Source organism: Mycobacterium sp. IDUB_24 (assembly GCF_055419385.1).
Genome location: NZ_JBVAXO010000001.1, coordinates 802,244 through 822,828, shown reverse-complemented (window position 1 = coordinate 822,828; position 20,585 = coordinate 802,244). Strand labels below are relative to the sequence as shown.

Annotated in this window: 22 protein-coding genes; 11 read left to right on the top strand and 11 right to left on the bottom strand. The window is 64.9% G+C overall.

The annotated features are described in order from the left end of the window. Positions 1-20 precede the first annotated feature (20 nt). The 6 genes from gyrB to dnaA all read right to left on the bottom strand — a co-directional run bounded on the left by gyrB (position 21) and on the right by dnaA (position 8,272). A complete protein-coding gene (gene gyrB / locus ACZYZF_RS04060; protein WP_463834605.1) occupies positions 21-2,033 on the bottom strand; it encodes a DNA topoisomerase (ATP-hydrolyzing) subunit B in 2,013 nt (670 codons plus the stop codon). 221 nt (positions 2,034-2,254) lie between these two features. Next, positions 2,255-2,848, bottom strand: a complete 594-nt coding sequence (locus tag ACZYZF_RS04055; RefSeq protein ID WP_463834603.1) for a DUF721 family protein — start codon at positions 2,846-2,848, stop codon at positions 2,255-2,257. After that, entirely contained in the window at positions 2,845-3,999 is a 1,155-nt protein-coding gene (gene recF, locus ACZYZF_RS04050; RefSeq protein WP_463834602.1) for a DNA replication/repair protein RecF, read from the bottom strand. The genes ACZYZF_RS04055 and recF overlap by 4 nt, the downstream gene beginning before the upstream one ends. Before the next feature lie 11 nt (positions 4,000-4,010). Next, positions 4,011-4,937: a phosphogluconate dehydrogenase (NAD(+)-dependent, decarboxylating) gene (gnd, locus tag ACZYZF_RS04045; protein WP_463744146.1), complete on the bottom strand. Its 927-nt coding sequence runs from the start codon at positions 4,935-4,937 to the stop codon at positions 4,011-4,013. Continuing rightward, entirely contained in the window at positions 4,930-6,123 is a 1,194-nt protein-coding gene (gene dnaN, locus ACZYZF_RS04040) for a DNA polymerase III subunit beta (protein ID WP_463743414.1), read from the bottom strand. Before dnaN ends, gnd begins: the two co-directional genes overlap by 8 nt. A 622-nt stretch (positions 6,124-6,745) precedes the next feature. Next, positions 6,746-8,272 (bottom strand): chromosomal replication initiator protein DnaA, encoded by a 1,527-nt coding sequence (gene dnaA, locus ACZYZF_RS04035; protein WP_463834601.1) that lies wholly within the window; start codon positions 8,270-8,272, stop codon positions 6,746-6,748. A gap of 510 nt (positions 8,273-8,782) precedes the next feature. Here dnaA and rpmH point away from each other — a divergent pair. The 11 genes from rpmH to ACZYZF_RS03980 all read left to right on the top strand — a co-directional run bounded on the left by rpmH (position 8,783) and on the right by ACZYZF_RS03980 (position 16,433). Further along, positions 8,783-8,926 carry a 50S ribosomal protein L34 gene (gene rpmH / locus ACZYZF_RS04030; protein ID WP_055119217.1) on the top strand — a complete coding sequence of 48 codons (144 nt, stop codon included), beginning with the start codon at positions 8,783-8,785 and terminating at the stop codon, positions 8,924-8,926. Positions 8,927-8,947: 21 nt separating this feature from the next. Continuing rightward, positions 8,948-9,304: a ribonuclease P protein component gene (gene rnpA / locus ACZYZF_RS04025; RefSeq protein ID WP_463834600.1), complete on the top strand. Its 357-nt coding sequence runs from the start codon at positions 8,948-8,950 to the stop codon at positions 9,302-9,304. Further along, the gene (yidD, locus tag ACZYZF_RS04020) at positions 9,301-9,657 is read left to right on the top strand and encodes a membrane protein insertion efficiency factor YidD (protein ID WP_463743417.1); all 357 of its coding nucleotides are present in this window, start codon (positions 9,301-9,303) and stop codon (positions 9,655-9,657) included. The genes rnpA and yidD overlap by 4 nt, the downstream gene beginning before the upstream one ends. Positions 9,658-9,700: 43 nt before the next feature. Then, entirely contained in the window at positions 9,701-10,723 is a 1,023-nt protein-coding gene (yidC, locus tag ACZYZF_RS04015; protein ID WP_463744147.1) for a membrane protein insertase YidC, read from the top strand. Positions 10,724-10,762: 39 nt separating this feature from the next. After that, on the top strand, positions 10,763-11,305 hold the full coding sequence (locus ACZYZF_RS04010) for a Jag family protein (RefSeq protein ID WP_463743418.1): 543 nt from the start codon (positions 10,763-10,765) through the stop codon (positions 11,303-11,305). A 73-nt stretch (positions 11,306-11,378) separates the two neighbouring features. Next, entirely contained in the window at positions 11,379-12,095 is a 717-nt protein-coding gene (gene rsmG, locus ACZYZF_RS04005; protein WP_463743419.1) for a 16S rRNA (guanine(527)-N(7))-methyltransferase RsmG, read from the top strand. Between the two features lie 122 nt (positions 12,096-12,217). Continuing rightward, complete coding sequence (locus tag ACZYZF_RS04000) at positions 12,218-13,084, top strand: ParA family protein (RefSeq protein ID WP_463743420.1); 867 nt, start codon at positions 12,218-12,220, stop codon at positions 13,082-13,084. Between the two features lie 61 nt (positions 13,085-13,145). After that, positions 13,146-14,189: a ParB/RepB/Spo0J family partition protein gene (locus tag ACZYZF_RS03995; protein ID WP_463743421.1), complete on the top strand. Its 1,044-nt coding sequence runs from the start codon at positions 13,146-13,148 to the stop codon at positions 14,187-14,189. A 222-nt stretch (positions 14,190-14,411) separates the two neighbouring features. Next, positions 14,412-15,269: an acetyltransferase gene (locus ACZYZF_RS03990; protein ID WP_463743422.1), complete on the top strand. Its 858-nt coding sequence runs from the start codon at positions 14,412-14,414 to the stop codon at positions 15,267-15,269. A 211-nt stretch (positions 15,270-15,480) separates the two neighbouring features. Beyond that, the gene (locus tag ACZYZF_RS03985) at positions 15,481-16,080 is read left to right on the top strand and encodes a TetR/AcrR family transcriptional regulator (protein ID WP_463834598.1); all 600 of its coding nucleotides are present in this window, start codon (positions 15,481-15,483) and stop codon (positions 16,078-16,080) included. Then, complete coding sequence (locus ACZYZF_RS03980) at positions 16,077-16,433, top strand: DoxX family protein (protein WP_463834596.1); 357 nt, start codon at positions 16,077-16,079, stop codon at positions 16,431-16,433. The genes ACZYZF_RS03985 and ACZYZF_RS03980 overlap by 4 nt, the downstream gene beginning before the upstream one ends. A 58-nt stretch (positions 16,434-16,491) precedes the next feature. On the opposite strand, the gene ACZYZF_RS03975 is transcribed toward ACZYZF_RS03980, so the two are convergent. From ACZYZF_RS03975 to sigM, 5 genes are all read right to left on the bottom strand, one after another. Then, complete coding sequence (locus tag ACZYZF_RS03975) at positions 16,492-17,685, bottom strand: N-acetylmuramoyl-L-alanine amidase (RefSeq protein ID WP_463834595.1); 1,194 nt, start codon at positions 17,683-17,685, stop codon at positions 16,492-16,494. Between the two features lie 111 nt (positions 17,686-17,796). After that, positions 17,797-18,129: a thioredoxin gene (gene trxA / locus ACZYZF_RS03970; RefSeq protein ID WP_463743426.1), complete on the bottom strand. Its 333-nt coding sequence runs from the start codon at positions 18,127-18,129 to the stop codon at positions 17,797-17,799. A 34-nt stretch (positions 18,130-18,163) separates the two neighbouring features. After that, on the bottom strand, positions 18,164-19,099 hold the full coding sequence (gene trxB / locus ACZYZF_RS03965) for a thioredoxin-disulfide reductase (protein WP_463743427.1): 936 nt from the start codon (positions 19,097-19,099) through the stop codon (positions 18,164-18,166). Positions 19,100-19,179: 80 nt separating this feature from the next. Further along, positions 19,180-19,932, bottom strand: coding sequence for a hypothetical protein (locus tag ACZYZF_RS03960; protein ID WP_463743428.1), 753 nt, complete (start codon positions 19,930-19,932; stop codon positions 19,180-19,182). Continuing rightward, positions 19,883-20,545, bottom strand: coding sequence for an RNA polymerase sigma factor SigM (gene sigM, locus ACZYZF_RS03955; RefSeq protein WP_463743429.1), 663 nt, complete (start codon positions 20,543-20,545; stop codon positions 19,883-19,885). The genes ACZYZF_RS03960 and sigM overlap by 50 nt, the downstream gene beginning before the upstream one ends. Positions 20,546-20,585 lie beyond the last annotated feature (40 nt).

Sequence of the window (20,585 nt, the reverse complement as noted above, 5' to 3'; positions counted from 1 at the left end):
TTATCTAGCCGGTGGATGTCTTAAACGTCAAGAAAGCGAACGTCTTTGGCGTTGCGCGTGATGAAACTGCGCCGCGCTTCGACGTCTTCACCCATGAGAATCGAGAAGAGTTCGTCGGCGGCCGCGGCATCGTCGAGCGTCACCTGACGCAATACCCGCACCGAGGGATCCATGGTGGTCTCCCACAGTTCCTTGGCGTCCATCTCACCCAGACCCTTGTAACGCTGGATACCGTCATCGACGTTGATCCGCTTGCCCGCGGCCTTACCCGCCTCCAACAACCCGTCACGCTCACGGTCGGAATACGCGAACTCCGGTTCCTGACGCTGCCACTTGAGCTTGTACAACGGCGGCTGGGCCAAGAAGATATGCCCGTGCTCGACCAGCGGTTTCATGAAACGAAACAGCAGCGTCAACAACAACGTCGAGATGTGCTGACCATCCACATCGGCATCAGCCATCAACACGATCTTGTGATACCGCAGCTTGGCCAGATCGAACTCGTCATGGATACCGGTACCCAGGGCGGTGATGATCGCCTGGACTTCGGTGTTCTTCAAAACCCGGTCGATACGGGCCTTCTCGACGTTGATGATCTTGCCGCGCAACGGCAGGATCGCCTGGAACATCGAGTCCCGGCCACTCTTGGCCGAGCCGCCGGCCGAATCACCCTCCACCACATACAGTTCGGACTTCGTCGGATCGGTAGAGCGGCAGTCGGCCAACTTGCCCGGCAGCCCACCGATGTCGGTCGCGCTCTTGCGACGCACCAGTTCACGGGCCTTGCGGGCGGCGATACGGGCCTGTGCTGACGAAACAGCCTTGTTCACAACGGTTTTGGCCTCGGCAGGATTGGCCTCGAACCAGTGGGTCAGCTGCTCATTGCAGATCTTCTGCACAAACGACTTCACCTCGGTATTGCCGAGCTTGGTCTTGGTCTGTCCTTCGAACTGCGGTTGAGCCACCTTCACCGAAATCACCGCGGCCAGGCCCTCACGGATGTCATCACCGGTGAGGTTCGGATCCTTGTCCTTGAGAAGCTTCTTGTCCTTGGCGTACTTGTTCACCACGGTGGTCAACGCCGCACGGAAACCCTCCTCGTGCGTACCACCCTCATGAGTGTTGATCGTGTTGGCGAACGTGTGCACCGACTCGGAGTAGCCGGCGTTCCACTGCATCGCGATCTCGACCTCGTGACCGGTGCCCTTACCGTCGAAATCGATCACGCTGGGCTGAATGGCGGTTTTGGTGCGGTTGATGTGTTTGACGAAGTCGACCAGACCGCCCGGGTAGTGGAACGTCCGGTGCTTCACCTTGTGGGGTGCGGCGGCCTCGGCCGCCGTCTCCTCCGCGGTTTTGGGGGCGGCGGCGGTGTCGGCCACGACCTCGTCGACGACCTCGGCCTGAGTCACCCGTTCATCGGTGAGCTCGATGGTCAGGCCCTTGTTGAGGAATGCCATCTCCTGCAGACGCCGGGCGATGGTCTCGAAGTCGTACACCGTGGTTTCGAAAACATTCGGGTCCGCCCAGAACCGGATGGTGGTGCCGGTCTCCTTGGTCTTCTCACCTTTTTTCAGAGTCCCCGGGACCGAATTGTCGTAGGTCTGGAACCACTCGTAGCCGTCGGTGCGGACGTCCGCTTCCAACCGCGTCGACAGGGCGTTCACCACCGAGACGCCGACGCCGTGCAGGCCGCCCGACACCTGGTAGGCGCCTTCTTCGAACTTGCCGCCCGCGTGCAGCACCGTCATCACGACGTCGATGGTCGGGATGCCGGTGGCATGCATGGCCACCGGGATGCCACGGCCGTCGTCGGTGACCTGAACGCCGCCGTCCTCGAGGATTCGCACGTCGACCTTGTTGGCGAACCCGGCCATCGCCTCATCTACCGCGTTGTCGACGACCTCCCACACGAGATGGTGCAAGCCACGTTCGCCGGTGGAGCCGATATACATGCCGGGGCGTTTACGAACGGCTTCGAGGCCTTCCAGCACTTTGATCGAGTCGGCACCGTACTGATTCTGGGCAGCCACGTCGGACGCGTCTCCTTGGGGTTCGCGGGAGGCGGTTGCGTCACCGCCCTGCAGATCTCGCCACAGTCTACCGGTCGAGACGGACAGGGCCGACTCTGTAGCGGCGTTTTCACCTACCTAACCGCGCCGTGCGCGGAATTTTTCGGGTGTCGGTGCCTCCGGACGGTCCAGAAGATCGCTTTCGGCCGTCTCGAAGCTCTCAGCGCAATGTCGTCAGAGGCCTAGCCGTAAGTGTCGCGGGGACCGCGGCCGGACACGTGATACCGACCTTTCCGCCACGACGGTCCGACCGGACCCACGATCTTCAACGAGGTCACCACCCCGTCGCCCACGGCGGCGGCGATCTTGGCGAGCAACTGGGACTGCACCATTCGAAGTTGAGTGGCCCACGCCGTCGACTCCGCCGAGACCGTCAGGACCCCTTCATTCAGGCCGGTGGGTTCGGCATGGTCGGCGATCTGGTCACCCACCACGGCCCGCCACCGACCGAACACCGAACCCTCGGCGACCCTCGAGCCCCAGCCCCGCACCTTGGCCAGATCCTGGGTCGCAGAACCGAGCGGTTGGGGATCGCGGCCATCGGGACCCGGCCCCGACCATCTGCGGCGACGACCGACGTTTCCCGCCACCCGCCGCACCGGGGCGCTGCGGCCCCGACCGACGTCCTTACCCTGGCTGCGGGCCGCGCCTCGAGCCTCTTCGAGTGTCCGCCGCACCAGATCCATGCCACGCATGCGGGCCAGATCATCGGGCGACACCGCCGGGGCCGGGTCCCGAGATACCTGGTCGGGGGATTCTTCGGGTTTGTCCGTCATGTCTGCACCACCGATATCCGGCCCTGGTCGCCTTCGCTCATCCTGATCTCGACGCGGTTGACCTCCCAGTCCTGCGGGATGTCCTCACCGACCGCCGCGGTGACCAGAACCTGTTCGGCCTCGCCGGCCACCGCGGCCAAGGCCTGGCGGCGAGCAGTGTCCAGCTCCGCGAAGACGTCGTCGAGCAGCAGCACCGGATCGACCCCGTCCGACCGCAGCAATTCGTAGGCGCCCAATCGCAGCGCCAAGGCCATCGACCACGATTCCCCATGGCTGGCAAAGCCTTTGGCAGGTTGGTCACCGAGCCACAGCTCGAGATCGTCGCGGTGCGGGCCCACCAGACAGACTCCACGATCCAACTCCGCGTCGCGACGGCGGCTCAATCCGTCCAGGAGCGCCGCCTCATAGAACTCGACGGACTCGAGACCGGGAGCGTTCGCGATGGCCTCCACACCGGAGCGGTACCGGATTGCCGCGGGCCGGCTCGAGGGTGCCAACAATTGATAGGCCTTCTGCACCTCCGGGTGCAGCTGCTCGACCAGCGCGATGCGCGCGGCGATCAGCGCCGCTCCGTGGGCGGCCAGGTGTCCGTCCCACACATCGAGGGTGTCCAGCACGCTGCGATCGCCTCGATAGCGTGCTCCCGCAGCGGTTTTCAGCAGTGCGGTGCGTTGACGGACCACCTTGTCGTAGTCGGCCCGGATACCGGCGATGGTCGGTCGGCGGGTGGTGGCCAGCTCGTCCAGATAGCGGCGCCGTTCACCCGGATCGCCACGCACCAGTGCAAGGTCCTCCGGGCTGAACAGCACCGCGCGCAGGACACCGAGTATCTCGCGCGGTGACCGTACCGGTGACCGGTTCAACCGAGCCTTGTTAGCCCGGCCGTTGGTGATCTCGAGGTCGATCGCCAGCTCACGGCCCTCGTTGACGACGATGCTCGAGACGATCGCCCGCTGCTCGCCGGCCCGGATCAACGGTGCGTCGGATGCCACCCGATGGGACCCGAGCGTGGCGCAATACCACAGTGCCTCAACGAGATTCGTTTTTCCGAAACCGTTCGGACCGACAAATACGGTCCGCCCGGGCTCCAGCTCGAGCTCGACGTTGGCCCAGGACCGGTAGTCGGTCAGCCCCAGGTGGCGGACATACATCGGAATCGCACCTAACCGGACTCGCTGATCCGGTGCACAGCGTGGCCACCGAACTGGTTGCGCAGTGCCGACACTGCCTTCATGGTGGGGGAGTCCTCTTGCCTCGAGGCGAACCGGGCGAACAACGACGCCGCGATCACCGGCATCGGAACCCGGTGGCTGATGGCCTCTTCCACGGTCCAGCGACCTTCCCCGGAATCCTCGGTATACCCGCTGATCGCGGCGAATCCCGGGTCTTCCTTGAGCGCCTTCGCCAACAGCTGCTGCAGCCACGACCGCACCACAGTGCCGTTGGTCCAAGCCTGGATCACTGCCTGTGGATCGGTGATCAGTTCCTCGGCCGACAACAGCTCGTATCCCTCGGCGTAGGCGTGCATCAAGCCGTACTCGATGCCGTTGTGCACCATCTTGGCGTAATGACCGGCGCCCACCGGACCGGCGTGGACGAAACCGTCGGCCACATCACCCTCCGGACGCAGCGTGTCGAAGATCGGCATGGCTCGAGCCACGTCGGTGTCACTGCCACCGACCATCAACCCGTAACCTTCCGTCAAACCCCAGACGCCGCCGGACACCCCGGCATCGATGAAGTTGATCCCGGCTTCGCCCAACAACTTTGCGTGGGGACCGTCTTCGGTGTACCTCGAGTTGCCGCCGTCGATCACCAGATCACCGGGACCCAGCACACCGGCCAGCGCGGCGATGGTCTCGCGCGTCACCGTGCCCGACGGCACCATCACCCAGACGATCCGAGGTGCCTCGAGGGCTCCGGCCAGATCGGCCAGGCCAGCCACGTCGCTGACTTCCGGACGAGGGTCGTAACCCACAACCTCGTGGCCGCCGGCGCGCAGGCGCTCGCGCATGTTGAAGCCCATCTTGCCCAGGCCGACCAACCCCAGTTGCATGTGCGCCCTTTCTCGACCGCGCCGGTCAGCCAGGAAGGCGAACCGGCATCAACAGATAGACGTAATCGGTTTTGGCGGCCGGGAACGGACCCGAACCACCGCCGGTACCACCATCCTCGTCCGTGGGACGCAGTACGGCCGGGCGACTCGGCGTGGTGAAACCGAAAGTCACCCGTTCCGAATGCAGGGAACTCAACCCGTCGGTGAGATAGGTCGGGTTGAACGCGATGGTCAGCGGGTCGCCGGCGAACTCCACCGGCAGGTCCTCTTCGGCGCGACCCACATCGTCGGCGCCGGCCGAGAGACGCAGTACATCTTCGCCGAATTCCATCCGGATCTGGGCGCCCCGGTCGGCCACGAGCGCCACACGCTTGATCGCCTCGGTGAGCTCGGCCACTGCGATCGTGGCCACCGCGGTGTGCTCGCTCGGCAGCAGCTGACGGAACTTCGGGAACTCGGCATCCAACAGCCGTGTGGTGCTGCGCTTGCCGTTACTGCGGATACCGAGCAAGCCGTCTTTACCGACCGACTCGCCGGAGCCCAGCGACAGGTGCACCTGGTTGCCGTCGGTGCCGGCCTTGGCCGCCTCGGCCAGCGTCTTCGCCGGGACCAGCACGGCCGCCTCGACGTCGGTGGCACTCGTTTCCCAGGTCAGCTCACGCACGGCCAGCCGGAACCGGTCGGTGGCGGCCAAAACCACTGCTTCACCGGAGATCTCGACGCGGATGCCCGTCAGCATCGGCAGGGTGTCGTCCCGGCCGGCGGCAACGGCCACCTGGCCGATGGCCTCGGCGAACAGATCGGACGACACGACTCCGGTCTCGTCCGGCAGGGCCGGCAACGTCGGGTAGTCCTCCACGGCCAGGGTCGGCAGCGAGAACCTGGCACTGCCACAGGTCAGGGCCACCCGGGTGCCTTCCACGCTGAGCTCGACCGGTTTGGCCGGCAATGCCTTGGTGATGTCCGAGAGCAACCGTCCGGATACCAAAACGCTTCCAGGAGAAGCGATTTCGGCACTCACACGCACCTCTGCGGAAACCTCGTAGTCGAAGCCGGAGATGGTCAGGCCATCATCGGTGCCGGTCAGCAGCACCCCGGCCAGGACCGGGATGGTGGGCCGGGTCGGCAGATTGCGGGCCACCCAGGCCACCGCGTCCGCGAAGTCCTCACGCACCACGCGGAACTTCAAGTCGGTCAGCCCAGCCGTCGTCGTCGCCACGTGCTATGCGCCCCTTCGATGATCCCCATAACGAGCTCTACCAGCGTCTTCCCAGAACACCACCATGCAGCATCGCGCTGAATGACAAAGCTGGAAACCGCCGTCGATGAACCACCGTAGAGCTTTCCGCATCAACTTGAAAGCTAATCCACCGGGGTGACATGCGGACTTGTATGTGCTTCTCGAGCCGGCTCGGACGGGAGGTTTCGTCCGGTGTCCCCAGGCCCCTCTTCTAGAAAGAACTCTTAGAAGATATTTGAGTAACAGTATTAGGTCCTGTGAAAACTGGGGATGAACGGGTGTTTGCCCAGTACCCCAGGTGTGTCGCAATGTGAGTCGGCTGTGGAGACCGGTGCACGGACCGGCCGCCGCGTGTGGACAGATGACATTGTGTGGATGAGTTTGTCATTCATCCCGTGGTTTGCCCGCAGGTTGTACACAGCAGTATCCACAGCGGTCGGCTGTGACTTGTGAGGCGTTTTGGGACGGAAGTTGTTACAAGATTTTTCGCCGGACAGGCTTGAAGAGACCACGATGTGAGACACGGAGACGCCCGGGCGCGCAGGATCGAAGGCCGGCACGCGGTGCTCGAGCACCGATCCGGGCGGGACTGCGGGGTGATTCAGCGCTTGGCGCGCTGACGGATCCGGGTGGTGAGTTCCTTCACGTGGTCGAAAACCTCACGTCGCTCGGCCATCTCACCGCGTATCTTCTTCTCCGCGTACATGACCGTGGTGTGATCACGCCCGAATGCCTGGCCGATCTTGGGCAGAGACAGATCGGTGAGCTCACGGCACAGATACATGGCGATCTGGCGTGACTGCGCCAGCGCCCGCGTCTTGCCGGGTCCGCGCAGCTCCTCGACCGTGGTCTCGAAGTACTCGGCAGTGGCCGCCATGATCGCGGCGGTGCTGATCTGCATGGTCGTGGCGTCGGCGATCAGATCGCGCAACACGACCTCGGCCAGTGACTTGTCGATCCGGGTCTTGTTGAGCGAGGCGAACGCGGTGACGCGGATCAGCGCACCCTCGAGCTCGCGGATATTCCGTTCGATACTGCTGGCGATGAGCTCGAGGACGTCATCGGGCACGTCGAGGCGATCCATCTGCGCCTTCTTACGAAGGATCGCGATGCGGGTCTCGAGCTCGGGCGGCTGCACATCGGTGATCAGGCCCCACTCGAAGCGGGTACGCAGCCGGTCCTCCAGAGTGGCCAGCTGCTTGGGCGGCCGGTCCGAGGAGATGACGATCTGCTTGTTGGCGTTGTGCAGGGTGTTGAAGGTGTGGAAGAACTCTTCCTGGATACCTTCCTTACCCTCGATGAACTGGATGTCGTCCACCAGCAGGATGTCGATGTCGCGGTAACTGCGCTTGAAGGAAGCCTTGCGGTCGTCGCGCAACGAGTTGATGAAGTCGTTCGTGAATTCCTCGGTGGAGACGTACTTCACCCGCATGCCGGGGAAGAGACGCTGCGCATAGTTTCCGGCGGCGTGCAGCAGATGCGTCTTGCCGAGGCCGGATTCACCCCAGATGAACAACGGGTTGTAGGCGCGAGCGGGTGCCTCGGCGATGGCCAGCGTCGCCGCATGGGCGAAGCGGTTGGACGCACCGATGACGAACGTGTCGAAGGTGTAGCGGCGGTTGAGATTGACGGCGTTGTCGTCACTGACCGTGGAATCCCGCTGCGGACTGCTGAAGTAGGTCGGCCAGGTCTCTTCCGCGCTGGCCTTGGCTGCGCGGTCGTCGTCGATCTCGTCGGTGTCGGCGGCCGACGTTGAAGCGGTCACGTCAGGTTGCGCGTCGGCGTTGGACCCGGCATCAGCCGCGCCGGCGCGGTCGTCCTCGGATTCCTCGGGCGGAGTGGCGATGCGGACGCCCAGCTCGACCCGCTCACCCAGCTTCCGGCTGAGTGCGCTGATGATCGGCTCGCGAAGGTGCCGTTCGATCTCGTTCTGGACAAACGGGGTGGGAACCGACAGCAGAGCAAACCCCTCGGCGATGACGAGGGGTTTTACCAGCTTGAGCCAGGCCCTTTGCTGGGGAGTCAGTGGCGGGAGAGCCGGATCACCGTCTGCCCCACGATCGCCGTTGAGTTCGGCGACGACGCTGTTCCAGATTGCGACGAATGGTGGATCGGGGTCAGCTGGCAACGACTGTTCCCCCTTAGAGGTGCCTCGAGGTCGACCCGGTGACGACCAAAAAGAACGATGACGAACTGTCCACATATTTATCCACAGCTTGTGGAGAAAGGACAGTCGTCGTCGCTCTGTTGTCTGTTTTGAGAGTGTCGTGGCCGGCTTCGTCACATACTGCGAGCGTGTGCCGCGCCGCGATCTCTCGCTTCATTTTCCGGGGCCGGTCCAGGCTCGGAACGGCATTGCCAGAAGCTAACAGTTTTCTCTCGATGTGCCAACAGTTCTGCAACATCGGATACCGACCATGTCAGTGGGTCGGCGCAGGTTTGACCGAGGGAAATCTCATCAGTACCCTCGAGCAGTCGCCCGCACGTGGCGATACGGCTGCGCCCGGGAGGTTCCGGAGAACGCGCCGGTTAGTAAAGCACGACGGACGAGCTTAAACAGAGCTTGCACGGTAACCGTTTTCGGCGACACCTCGGTGGCGGCGGAGGCAGGTGCCAAACGGAACAAGGAGAGATTGCCGTGGCCAAGGGCAAGCGGACCTACCAGCCCAACAACCGTCGCCGTGCGCGCGTGCATGGGTTCCGGCTGCGGATGCGCACTCGCGCCGGCCGCGCCATCGTCGCCAACCGTCGTGGCAAGGGCCGTCGCGCACTTACTGCGTGATTCGACGCAGGATCTAGCGCGGTGCTTCCGGCTCGAAACCGGATGAGGCGGTCCGCGGAGTTCAGTGCCACCGTCAGTCGTGGCGTGCGTGCGGTTCAACCTGATGTTGTCGTACACGCGCTAAACGACGGGACGGACGCAACCGGCCCGCGGGTCGGTCTGATCGTGTCCAAAGCCGTCGGGAACGCCGTGGAGCGTCATCGGGTGTCCCGGCGGCTGCGTCATGCCGCCCGCACCGTCATACCTCGCCTGGATGCCACTGACCTTGTGGTGATCCGGGCTCGCGCCGGCAGCGGTGATGCGCCGTCGCCACGGTTGGAGCAGCAGTTGCAGCGCGCACTCGAGCGCCTCGAGGCGCGGCGCAGGACTTCACCATGATCCGCAGGGCGGGCGCTGGTGTGTCCCGCGGTGCGATCTTCCTGATTCAGCTCTACCGCCACACCATCTCTCCGCTTCGACCGCCATCGTGCCGGTTCATGCCGACCTGCAGCCAATACGCGGTCGATGCCCTCACCGAGTACGGCTTTTTCCGTGGTGCGTGGCTGACGTTGATCCGGCTGCTCAAATGTGGACCGTGGCACCCGGGCGGATGGGATCCGATCCCGGACCGGTGCCCTCACGATCACGAGTCCGTCAGTTCTGACGAGACCGTCTCTGGCGGGATCGCTGCCGCCGAAAACCTGGTCTGGGATACCCCAGCGAAGCGAGGGGAGAGCAAGTCGCGTGTTTAATTGGTTCAGCCTGGACATCATCTATTACCCGGTGTCGGCGATCATGTGGGTTTGGTACAAGGCATTCGCCTTCGTGCTCGGCCCGGAGAACTTCTTCGCCTGGGCGCTGTCGGTGATGTTCCTCGTCTTCACCCTGCGCGCGATCCTCTACAAGCCGTTCGTCAAGCAGATCCGCACCACGCGGCAGATGCAGGAACTGCAGCCACAGATCAAGGCGCTGCAGAAGAAGTACGGCAAGGACCGTCAGCGCATGGCACTGGAGATGCAGAAGCTCCAACGTGAGCACGGATTCAACCCGATCCTGGGCTGCCTGCCGATGCTGGCGCAGGTGCCGGTGTTCCTCGGGCTGTACCACGTGCTGATGTCCTTCAACCGGACACAGACCGGCATCGGCCGGTTGGGGTTGTCGGTGGAGGAGAACCGCAGCCTGGCGAACTATGTCTTCAGTGCGACCGACGTGAGCCACTTCCTGGACGCGAACCTTTTCGGTGCGCCGCTGGGCGCCACCATGGTGCAGCAGCACGGTCTCGAGGCGTTCACGGAATTCAACCGATTTGCCGTCGTTCTGGTCGGCGTACCGATCATGATCCTGGCGGGCATCGCCACGCACTTCAACAGCCGCGCTTCGGTGGCCCGCCAGAGCGTCGAGGCCGCTGCCAACCCGCAGACCGCGATGATGAACAAACTCGCGCTCTACGTGTTCCCGCTCGGTGTGGTGGTCGGTGGACCGTTCCTGCCGCTGGCCGTGATCATCTACTGGCTGTCCAACAACATCTGGACCTACGGTCAGCAGCATTACGTCTTCGGGATGATCGAGAAGGAAGAAGAAGCCAAGAAGGCGGAGGCGATCGAGCGTCGTTCGGCGAACGCGCCGGCGCCCGGAGCGAAACCGAATCGCCCACGTAAGGCCGACGCTGCGAGTGCGACGGCCGCTACGGAGGATGCCGAGTCGGAGCCCGATGCGGCTGAGGCGAAAGACCAGAAGGACGCGGCAGGTGAATCGGCAGCCCCGAGCGTGAACCGCACGCCCAAGCCCGGTGCACGCCCCAAGAAGCGGAAACGGTGACCAGTTCTCACACTGGCTACAAGTAGGGAGAAGACGGATATGACGGACGCACAGACGACCGAGCCCGGCGCCGAGCTGGAGGAGGACATCCAGTCCGCGCCCAAGAGCGAGGCCGACTTGGAGGAGCGACTGGTCGCGGAAGGCGAGATCGCCGGCGACTATCTCGAGGAGCTGTTGGATCTGCTCGACTTCGATGGCGACATCGATTTGGATGTAGAAGGCGACCGCGCCGTGGTGAGCATCGACGGCGGTGGCGATCTGAGCAAGCTGGTCGGCCGCAAGGGTGAGGTGCTGGATGCCCTCCAGGAGCTGACCCGGCTGGCAGTGCATCAGAAGACCGGTGAGCGCAGCCGGCTGATGCTGGACATCGCACGGTGGCGTCGTCGTCGTCGTGACGAGCTGGCAGCCCTGGGCGACAAGGTGGCCCATCGCGTGCTGGAGTCGGGGGAGCGCGAGGAGCTCGCGCCCATGACTCCGTTCGAGCGCAAGATCGTGCACGACGCAGTGGCCGCGGTCGACGGTGTCCGCAGCGAGAGCGAAGGCGTGGAGCCCTCACGCCGTGTCGTTGTGTTGGTTGACTGAGCACTGCTTGGCTGAGGTTTAGTTACAAAGGTGTAGTTCGATTGCGGCGACGGTGCCGTAGGGAGTTCGGAGGATGTTTCACGTGAAACATGGACCGGTCCCCGCGGCACCGGACGCCGCGGCGGAGGTCTTCGGAGATCGTCTGGAGACCGCCGAACGGTACGCGGCAATATTGACCGGTGCCGGTGTCGAGTGGGGATTGATCGGTCCGCGTGAAGTGGACCGGCTCTGGGATCGACACATTCTCAATAGCTCTGCTCTCGGAGAGCTCCTGGCTCCCGATGAGCGCGTCGCCGACATCGGCAGCGGCGCCGGCCTCCCGGGTATACCGTTGGCCTTGGCGCGCCCCGATGTACATGTCACGTTGATCGAGCCGCTGCTGCGACGCAGCGAGTTTCTCCGTGAGGCGGTCGATGAATTGGGGCTGGACGTGGAGGTGGTCCGCGGTCGGGCCGAGGACTCCGACGTTCGTAAAGCCGTTGGCGAGTTGGATGTGGTGACATCGCGTGCGGTTGCCTCGCTGGACAAGTTGACGCGATGGAGCATGCCGCTGCTACGCGTGGATGGAAGGATGCTCGCCCTCAAAGGCGAGCGCGCCGAGGCTGAGATCGAGGAGCACCGGCGTGTGATGACTTCTCTGGGTGCAGTCGATGCCAGGGTGGTGAAATGTGGCGCGAACTATTTGGACCCGCCCGTAACCGTCGTCGCCGTGCGGCGCGGAGCGGTGAAGCCGGCCAGCCGGTCTACGGGCAGAGCCTCCGGGTCACGGGGGAGATCGGGCAGGAGATGAGGATGGGTTCTGATCGGCAGGTAGCCGCTGGCGCGGGTGCTGCGCGCGCGGTTTCACGTGAAACCGTTTCACGTGAAACATGGAAGAACAACGGCGGGACTCCGTGGTCCACGGACGCCAGCATGGACACCCCGATTGCCGCCGAGGCGGAGCAGGCCACTCGCGTGCTACACACCTCGCACGGGCAGCTTCCCCGGCCGGCACGCCAACGTGTATTCACGATCGCGAACCAGAAGGGCGGTGTGGGTAAGACGACCACCGCGGTCAATGTCGCCGCCGCGCTCGCACTGCAAGGGTTGCGAACGTTGGTGATCGACCTCGACCCGCAGGGCAACGCCAGCACGGCGTTGGGTATCGAGCACCGTCCCGGCACTCCGTCGTCCTACGAGGTGCTCATCGGAGACATCCCGGTGGAGGAAGCTCTCCAGCAGAGCCCGCATAGCGAACGGTTGTTCTGCATTCCCGCCACGATCGATCTGGCCGGTGCTGAGATCGAGTTGGTCAGCATGGTGGCCCGCGAGGGTCGGCTGCGGGGGGCACTTGCGGCTCTCGCCAACCACAACTTCGACTACGTCTTCATCGACTGCCCGCCGTCCCTCGGGTTGCTGACCATCAATGCTCTGGTGGCAGCGCCCGAGGTGCTGATCCCGATCCAGTGCGAGTACTACGCGCTGGAAGGTGTGGGACAGCTGCTGCGCAACATCGAGATGGTGAAGGCGCATCTCAACCCGGAGCTGTCGGTGTCCACCGTGATACTGACGATGTACGACGGGCGGACAAAGCTGGCCGATCAGGTTGCCGAGGATGTCCGCGAGCACTTCGGCGACAAGGTGTTGCGCACGGTCATCCCGCGGAGCGTGAAGGTGTCGGAGGCCCCCGGGTACGGGATGACGATCCTCGATTACGATCCGGGATCCCGCGGTGCGTTGAGCTATCTCGACGCGAGCCGCGAGATCGCCGAGCGTGGGGCACCGCCCCGCGCGCAGTAGGTGCCAGTAACCAACACCCAGTAGACAAACAGCGGACGGCAGCAATGAGCAGGAGACGACCATGAATCAGCCGGCACGGAAGCGGAGTGGCCTAGGCAGAGGACTGGCAGCCCTCATTCCGACCGGTCCTGCGGAGGATGGCACCGACGCCCTGAGCCCCAGGATCGGCGCGACTGCAGCCGACGTTCTACTCGGCCCGGCGTCGACCGCAGACGGCGCGGGGACGGCGGCGGACGTCACGACGTCCCCCGGGCCGGACGGGTCAGATCCGGTCCTCACCGCCGGTGAGGTCGGCGCGACGTATCGCGAGATCGATCCCAACCTGATTCAGCCGAACCCGCGTCAGCCACGTCAGGTGTTCGACGAGGAGGCGCTGAGCGAGCTGGTGCACTCCATCCGCGAGTTCGGATTGATGCAGCCGATCGTGGTCCGGGCCGTCGAGGAAAACGGTGAATCCCACTACCAGTTGGTGATGGGTGAGCGGCGCTGGCGAGCTGCCCAACAGGCTGGCTTGGAGGCCATTCCGGCGATCGTCCGGGAGACCGCCGACGACAGCATGCTGCGCGACGCACTGCTGGAGAACATCCACCGGGTACAGCTCAACCCGTTGGAAGAGGCCGCTGCCTACCAACAGCTGCTAGACGAATTCGAAGTCACTCACGATGAGCTCGCCGCCCGGATCGGTCGTTCGCGTCCGTTGATCTCCAACATGATCCGGCTGCTGCGCCTTCCGATCGCCGTGCAGCGGCGCGTGGCGGCGGGAGTGCTGTCCGCGGGACACGCTCGGGCGCTGCTCGCCCTGGAGGGGGGAGCGGAGAAGCAGGAAGAGCTGGCCGCCCGAATCATCGCCGAGGGGATGTCGGTGCGCGCCACCGAGGAGGCCGTGACGCTGGCCAACCGCGACGGCAACACCACGCCGCCGGCACCCCGGCGCAAGCCGATTCAGATGCCTGGTCTGCAGGACGTTGCTGAGCGGCTGTCGTCGGCCTTCGATACGCGGGTCACCGTGAGCCTCGGCAAACGGAAAGGCAAGATCGTGGTCGAGTTCGGGTCGGTCGACGACCTACAGCGCATTGTCGAAATTATGAGCGCCGAAGACCACTGACAACCCACGACCAAGGACACCGGGTTGTTCCGTCACTGTGACACATCAGTGATCAAGGCCGGTAGTTACGAGCGCCACATAGCGCAATGTAACTGTGCGACATAGCATTTCACTTCAGAGGCGGAACCCGATGAGAATTCCAGGGCACAGTGAACCGGCTCCGGCGGACTCTCCTATCCTTGAGGGGCAGCCACGCACAAAGTGTGAAAGCCAGGGACCTCAGTGACAGCACGTATCACGCCGCTTCGGCTCGAGGGCTTCGAGCAGCTGCCCAAGCATGCTCGGCGTTGTGTGTTCTGGGAAGTCGACCCGTCCACGGTGGATGACGATCACCTGGCAGACCCCGAATTCGAAAAAGAAGCCTGGCTCTCGATGGTGATGCTCGAATGGGGATCGTGCGGTCAGCTCGCGGTGACCGCACGCGACGACGGATCGGAAGAGCCCGGTGCTGGGGGAGACCGTCGCGCCGACGCCGATATCGATACGGTCCCAGCCGGCCCTACCGGGCGGGGCACAGGTGACGATTGGACCGCGCCAGCGGTCATCGACGATCCCTGCCTCGGCTTTGCGTTCTACGCGCCGCCGGGAGCGGTACCACGGGCACGGCTTTTCCCCACCGCTCCGGTGAGCGCAGACGCGGTTCTTTTGACCGCGGTCGGGGTGGAGTGCGCCGAGGCCCGTGACCTGTTGTCGCAGAGTCTGCTTGCCGCAGTCGTGAATGATCTGGTGCGACGCGGAGTTCGGGCATTGGAGGCGTTCGGCTACACCGCGGCCCTGACAGAGATGGTCGACTCCGGCAAGCTTCCTGAGGAGTTGTCCCGGGTGGTGGCGGTGCTGGGGGACTGCTCTGTCGACGAGTGCATGCTGACATCGGATTTTCTCGAAGACGTGGGCTTCACCGTGGTGGCTCCACACCCGTACTTCCCGCGCCTGCGCCTTGAACTGGACAAGGGACTGGGCTGGAAGGCCGAGGTGGAGGCCGCACTCGAGCGGTTGATGGAGCGCGCACAGCTGGAGATGCCAATCGGCGCCGGAATGCCGGGGGCCGCCGTCGGCGCCAAAAGCTCTGGGCAGCAGTAGAAATCGACCGCCCGCCCACCTGCTGACCATCGGTCTGGGGCAGGGTGCCCGCAGATCGAGCGTGATCAACCGCACTGGCGCCTTACGAACAAGGCTCCACGGCAACGGATCTCACCAAAGCAATCCCGGGTAGAAGATTGCGATACGCCGCCGGACCGGACTTTGGGCGGGTACTTGCGCGACCGGGGCAGAGCCGACTAATGTCCTGAACATGTTCAGTGAACATGTTCAGTCGAGGGCCGACGCCAAGGCCAACACCCGTGAGCGAGTTCTCGCTGCCGCCGATCGCCTGTTTCGGGAACACGGCTTCGCCGAGACCACGGTGCGTCGGATCGCGGCCGAGGCAGGTGTGAGCGTCGGCAGCGTCATGGGTGTCGGCGACAAAGACGGGCTGCTGATCGCGATCGTTGACCAGTGGATCGCGGCGGTGCACGAGGCCCGGGATCGGAACCAGCATGTACCCCCGCTCACGAAAGCCGAAGCAGCGCAGAGGCTCATCACCACTGTGGAACCGTTCGTCGCGTACTTCCAGTCCGACCGCGACCTCGCGCGTGAGTACGCCGCGATCGTCGCGCGCGGCCGGCACAAGTCGCGCACATTCACCGAATTGGCCGACGAGCTGGTAGCAGATTTCGAAAACATCTTTGCGGCGGCCGGTCACACCGATTCCCCGGCCGCCGCGCGCACGCTCTACCTCGCCTACCTCGGTGTGTTCCGTGCGGCGTCGGGAGGCGCCTTCGACGAGTCCGCCGCGCCCGACCGCTTCGCCGAAGCGGTCGATCTGATTCTCGGAAAGGGAGTTCCACAATGATCGACACTCCGCACCTGCCCCCGCTGACCATCGCGCTGGCAGTGGGGCTGCTCGGCGACGCCCTCATGTCGATCCGGCCGCCCAAGTTCATCCGGGACTGCCTCGACGGCGTGCGTTTCCCGCGCGACTGGTGGTGGACGCTGATCGTCATCAAGGTGGGTGCTGCTGCGGGGCTACTCGTTGGCCTGCACTACCCGGGTGTCGGATTCGCCGCGAACGTCGGCGTGGTCATGTATTTCGTGTGCGCGGTGATCGCTCACCTGCGCGCCGGATTCCTCAACTCCACCTTCTGGGTGAATTGCCTTGGCATGTTGGTGTTCTCGGGCGTAGTCCTCGCGGTGTCCTACGCATAGCACATCGGCCGAAAGCTCAAGTAGAACCGGCGCTCACGCGCTCAAGTAGAACCGGCGCTCACGCGCCGCGACCCGCCTGTTGCTCGACCGACAACTCATGAGCCAACAGCTCGGCGAAGGTGAAAGTTCCTGTGGGCCTGTCGTTCTTGCCCAACAGATACAGGCGCTTGACCGCCGCCAGGATGCCTTCGGCGATCGCGTCACGAGTGTGGGTGGACAGCAACAGCCCGCGATCATGTGGATTGGTGATGTAGCCGATGTCCACCTCGACGGTGGGCATCCGGGTCAGCCGGAGCAGATCCCAGGTGCGGCCGTGCGACCGGCAGTCACGTAACCCGGTGCGGGCCACCACTTCCCGCTGAATGAAGTCGGCCAGGTTACGGCCGATGGTCGACACCGAACCGTGGGAATTCCCGAAGTGGAACGAGGCCACGCCATTTGCCGAGGGGGAGCGTTGACTCTCACAGCGCAGACTGATCATCAGGTCCGCGCCCACCCGGTTGGCGGTGGCGGCGCGTTCGGCGTTCAGTGGGCTGCGGTTGGCCGGCCGTGAGATGAACGTCTCCATGCCGATCGCGGTCATCCGGCCTTCCAGCCGACTTGCCAAGTCCCACAAGATGTCTGCTTCGCTGATCGGACCGTCGGGCCCGTTCATGATCATCCCGTGATCGGAGCCGCCGCGGCCCGGATCGATGATGACGTGCTTACCTGACAGCTGCGGTCCCGAGCGCCGGACCAGTTCTTCTTCCCGGATCGCGTGCGGCGACCCACCGGTGACCCGAGAACCCAGGAAATACAACGACCGCAATGTTTCCGGTCCACAGATTCCGTCGGGGTACAGCCCGTACTCACGCTGGTAAGAGGACAACCCGTTGTGGGTCTGCAGACCGAAATGCCCATCGACCATGCCGGTATAGAAACCGAGGTCCTGTAGGCGGGCCTGCAGGGTGGCCACGTCGTCGCCGTACATGGGCGCGCCGAACTGGTGGGTCAGGGTGCGGGCACCGAGCCGGTAGGAAGCTTCGCGCAGGGCGCGATAGGTGGCCTCTCCGACGATTCCGTCGACCAACAGGCCCCGGTGCTGCTGAAATGCCCGGACGGCGCGGTCGAGCTCGTCATCGAATGCGTCGAGCGCAACATGTCTACCGGTGCTCAGATCCTCGTCAGGGTTGTCGATCAGACCTAACGCGGCCAAGGCTGCCCGTATCTCGGTGACTGCTCCGCCACGGTCACCGCGACGCAGACTCGACATTCGGCCCCTCCATGCTGGTGTCCGGCCATCTGCCGGTCTAGCTAGCCAGCATTGTCTCAGATTTCGGCCACAATCCGGAAAACGCCAGGCGTATCCGGGGTGTGTGGGATGTCAGAGTGCGTCGGCGAGTTCCCGCAGCAGTGCGGCCTTACCCTTGGCGCCGACGATGCGCTTGACCGGTGCGCCGTCCTTGAACAGGATCAGCGTCGGGATGGACACCACCTGAAAGTCACGTGCGGTGGCCGGGTTGGCGTCGACGTCGATCTTGGCGACCCGCAACTCACCGGCCTTCTCGCCGGCGATCTCCTCGAGCACCGGGGCGACCATCTTGCACGGGCCGCACCAGGTGGCCCAGAAATCCACCAGTACCGGTGTGCTGCTGGTCAGGACGTCGTCGGCGAACGAATCGTCGGTGACCGTTACTGTTGCGCTATCCGCACTCATGGAGCTCTCCTGTCGGGCCGAAATCTATTGGGGGTCAGTCGTTGTCGGCGAGCCAACGCTCGGTGTCGATGGCGGCCGAACAGCCGCTGCCCGCGGCGGTGATGGCCTGGCGGTAGGTGTGGTCGACGAGGTCGCCCGCGGCGAACACTCCGTCGAGCGTGGTCGCCGTGGTACGGCCGACCACGTTCACGTAGCCCTCGTCGTCGAGGTCGATCTGGCCGCGCACGAGTTCCGAGCGGGGGTCATGACCGATCGCGACGAACACCCCGGTGACCTCGAGCTTGGACTCCTCGCCGGTGACGGTGTCGCGCAACCGGACACCGGTGACCTTCGGATCGCCCTCGATCTGGGTGATCTCGGTATTGGTCAGGAAGGTGATCTTGTCGTTGGCCCGGGCCCGCTCGAGCATGATCTTGGAGGCGCGGAACTCGTCGCGGCGGTGGATCAGGGTGACGCTGCGGGCGAACCGGGTGAGGAACGTGGCCTCTTCCATCGCCGAGTCGCCGCCGCCGACCACGATGATGTCCTCGTCGCGGAAGAAGAAGCCGTCGCAGGTGGCGCAGGTGCTCACGCCCATGCCGGTCAGGGCTTCCTCGCCGGGCACACCGAGGTGCCGCGCTGCGGCACCCATTGCCAGAATCACGGACCGGGCCTGGTGGGTCTCGTCGCCGACGGTGACCGATTTGACCGGGCCGGTGAGGTCGACGGCGTCGACGTCCTCCATGCGCAGATCCGCACCGAAGCGCAGGGCCTGCTCGCGCATCTCGTCCATCAGCTCGGGGCCGGTGATGCCCTCACGGAACCCCGGGTAGTTCTCCACCTCGGTGGTGGTCATCAGCGCGCCGCCGAACTGCGTGCCCTCGAACACCAGCGGCTTGAGCTGGGCGCGGGCAGCGTAGATGGCTGCGGTGTAACCGGCGGGGCCGGAACCGATGATGATGACGTCGTGAACCGTCGCTGAGGAGGACATGTAAGCCTTTCTGCCGTACTCGGCACGGGTTGCAACGTCAGCCTAGGCCCGATGTGTTCCCAGGTGAGTTCAAGGACAGACTACGGACGCTTCACCGGACGTTTCACCACGGTGTCGGCCAGTGACCCGGCATGAGCGGCGTCGCAGTCGGAGGCGAGGACCACGGCGTCGATGGTGTTGGGCGTGCCCGGTGGCCTGGGGGGTACCAACACCAGCACACCGCTCCGACCGGCCACGTCGATCGGGCGAGCGCCGAGAACCGGGACGCCGGCGGGGTAGCCCAGTGCGGACAGGCAAGCGGAGCGGCGTTGCGGGTCGGTCAACGGACCGAGATCGGGCGGGACCGACAAGAGCCCCTGGATCTGGGGTTCGGACAGAGCTATCGCGGCACGGGGCGGTGAGACTGTGATCCGGCCGAGGCTGGTCATCGTCGAAGGGGCGTGGCCCGTGGGGCGCACCAGGACAATCCCGCCGACGACGGCGGCCACCACGGCCGCACCTGCCCCGGCGGCGGCGCCGATCGACTTCCAGCGAAGGCCGGACGGCGCCCGCGGGGTCGGCTCGGCGCGCAGTGCCTCGGTCAGGCGGGCACTCACTTCGGCAGGCACCGGGGGAGCCGAGGCCGTGTCTCGGCCCAGCTCGGCCAGGTCGCGGCGTACCCGGTCGAGGGCGGCCAGGGTGTTCTTGGCCTCCGGCCCGGCCAGCGGGTCGGTGCGCACACGCCGGCGAATCTGCGCGGCGGTGTCGTCGTCGAGGAGGCCGGCCTGCAGGTCGGCGAGCAGCTCAGCAGGTATCGGACCGTCCGACGGCACTCGGGGTGTGCTGCCGTTCATCGCCTTCAAAATACTGGAGCAGGCCGGCCAGCTTGTGCCTGGCGCGGGAACACCGGCTCTTCACGGTGCCCTCCGCCACGCCGAGGAGCAGCGCCGTCTCGGCCACCGAATAGCCCTGCATGTCGACGGCCACCACCGCGGCGCGCTGCTCCAGCGGCAGCTGCATGAGCGCCCGCTCCACCACCATCGTGGTTGCCACCCGGGGCGCTGGGTCGCCGGCCGGGTCGCGCAGCTGAACGAGATGGTCGAGGTCGTGTTCGGACGCGGTCGGCTGGTTGCGTGACCGGCGAACCCGGTCCAGGCAGGCGTTCACCACGATTCGGTACAGCCAGCTGCTGACCGCCGAGTCGTGCCGGAACGACGCGGCCGTGCGGTGCGCCGACAGCAACGCGTCCTGGACAGCGTCGTCGGCGTCCTCGTGGTGATGGCTGGTGAGAAACGCCAACCGGCGTAGCTGGCTGTGATGCCGGTGGACGAGTTCCTCGAATGCGTAGCGGTCCCCGGCGACGTGGGCGGCCAGCAGTTCGGCATCAGAACGCGTGGCTGCCCCATCTTCGCGGTGCCCCCGCTGCGTCCCTGTGACCGGCTTACCGGTCCCCCCGAACCTTCCCACACGCTGAACTTAAACGCTGCGCGGTACAGGCCCGGACACT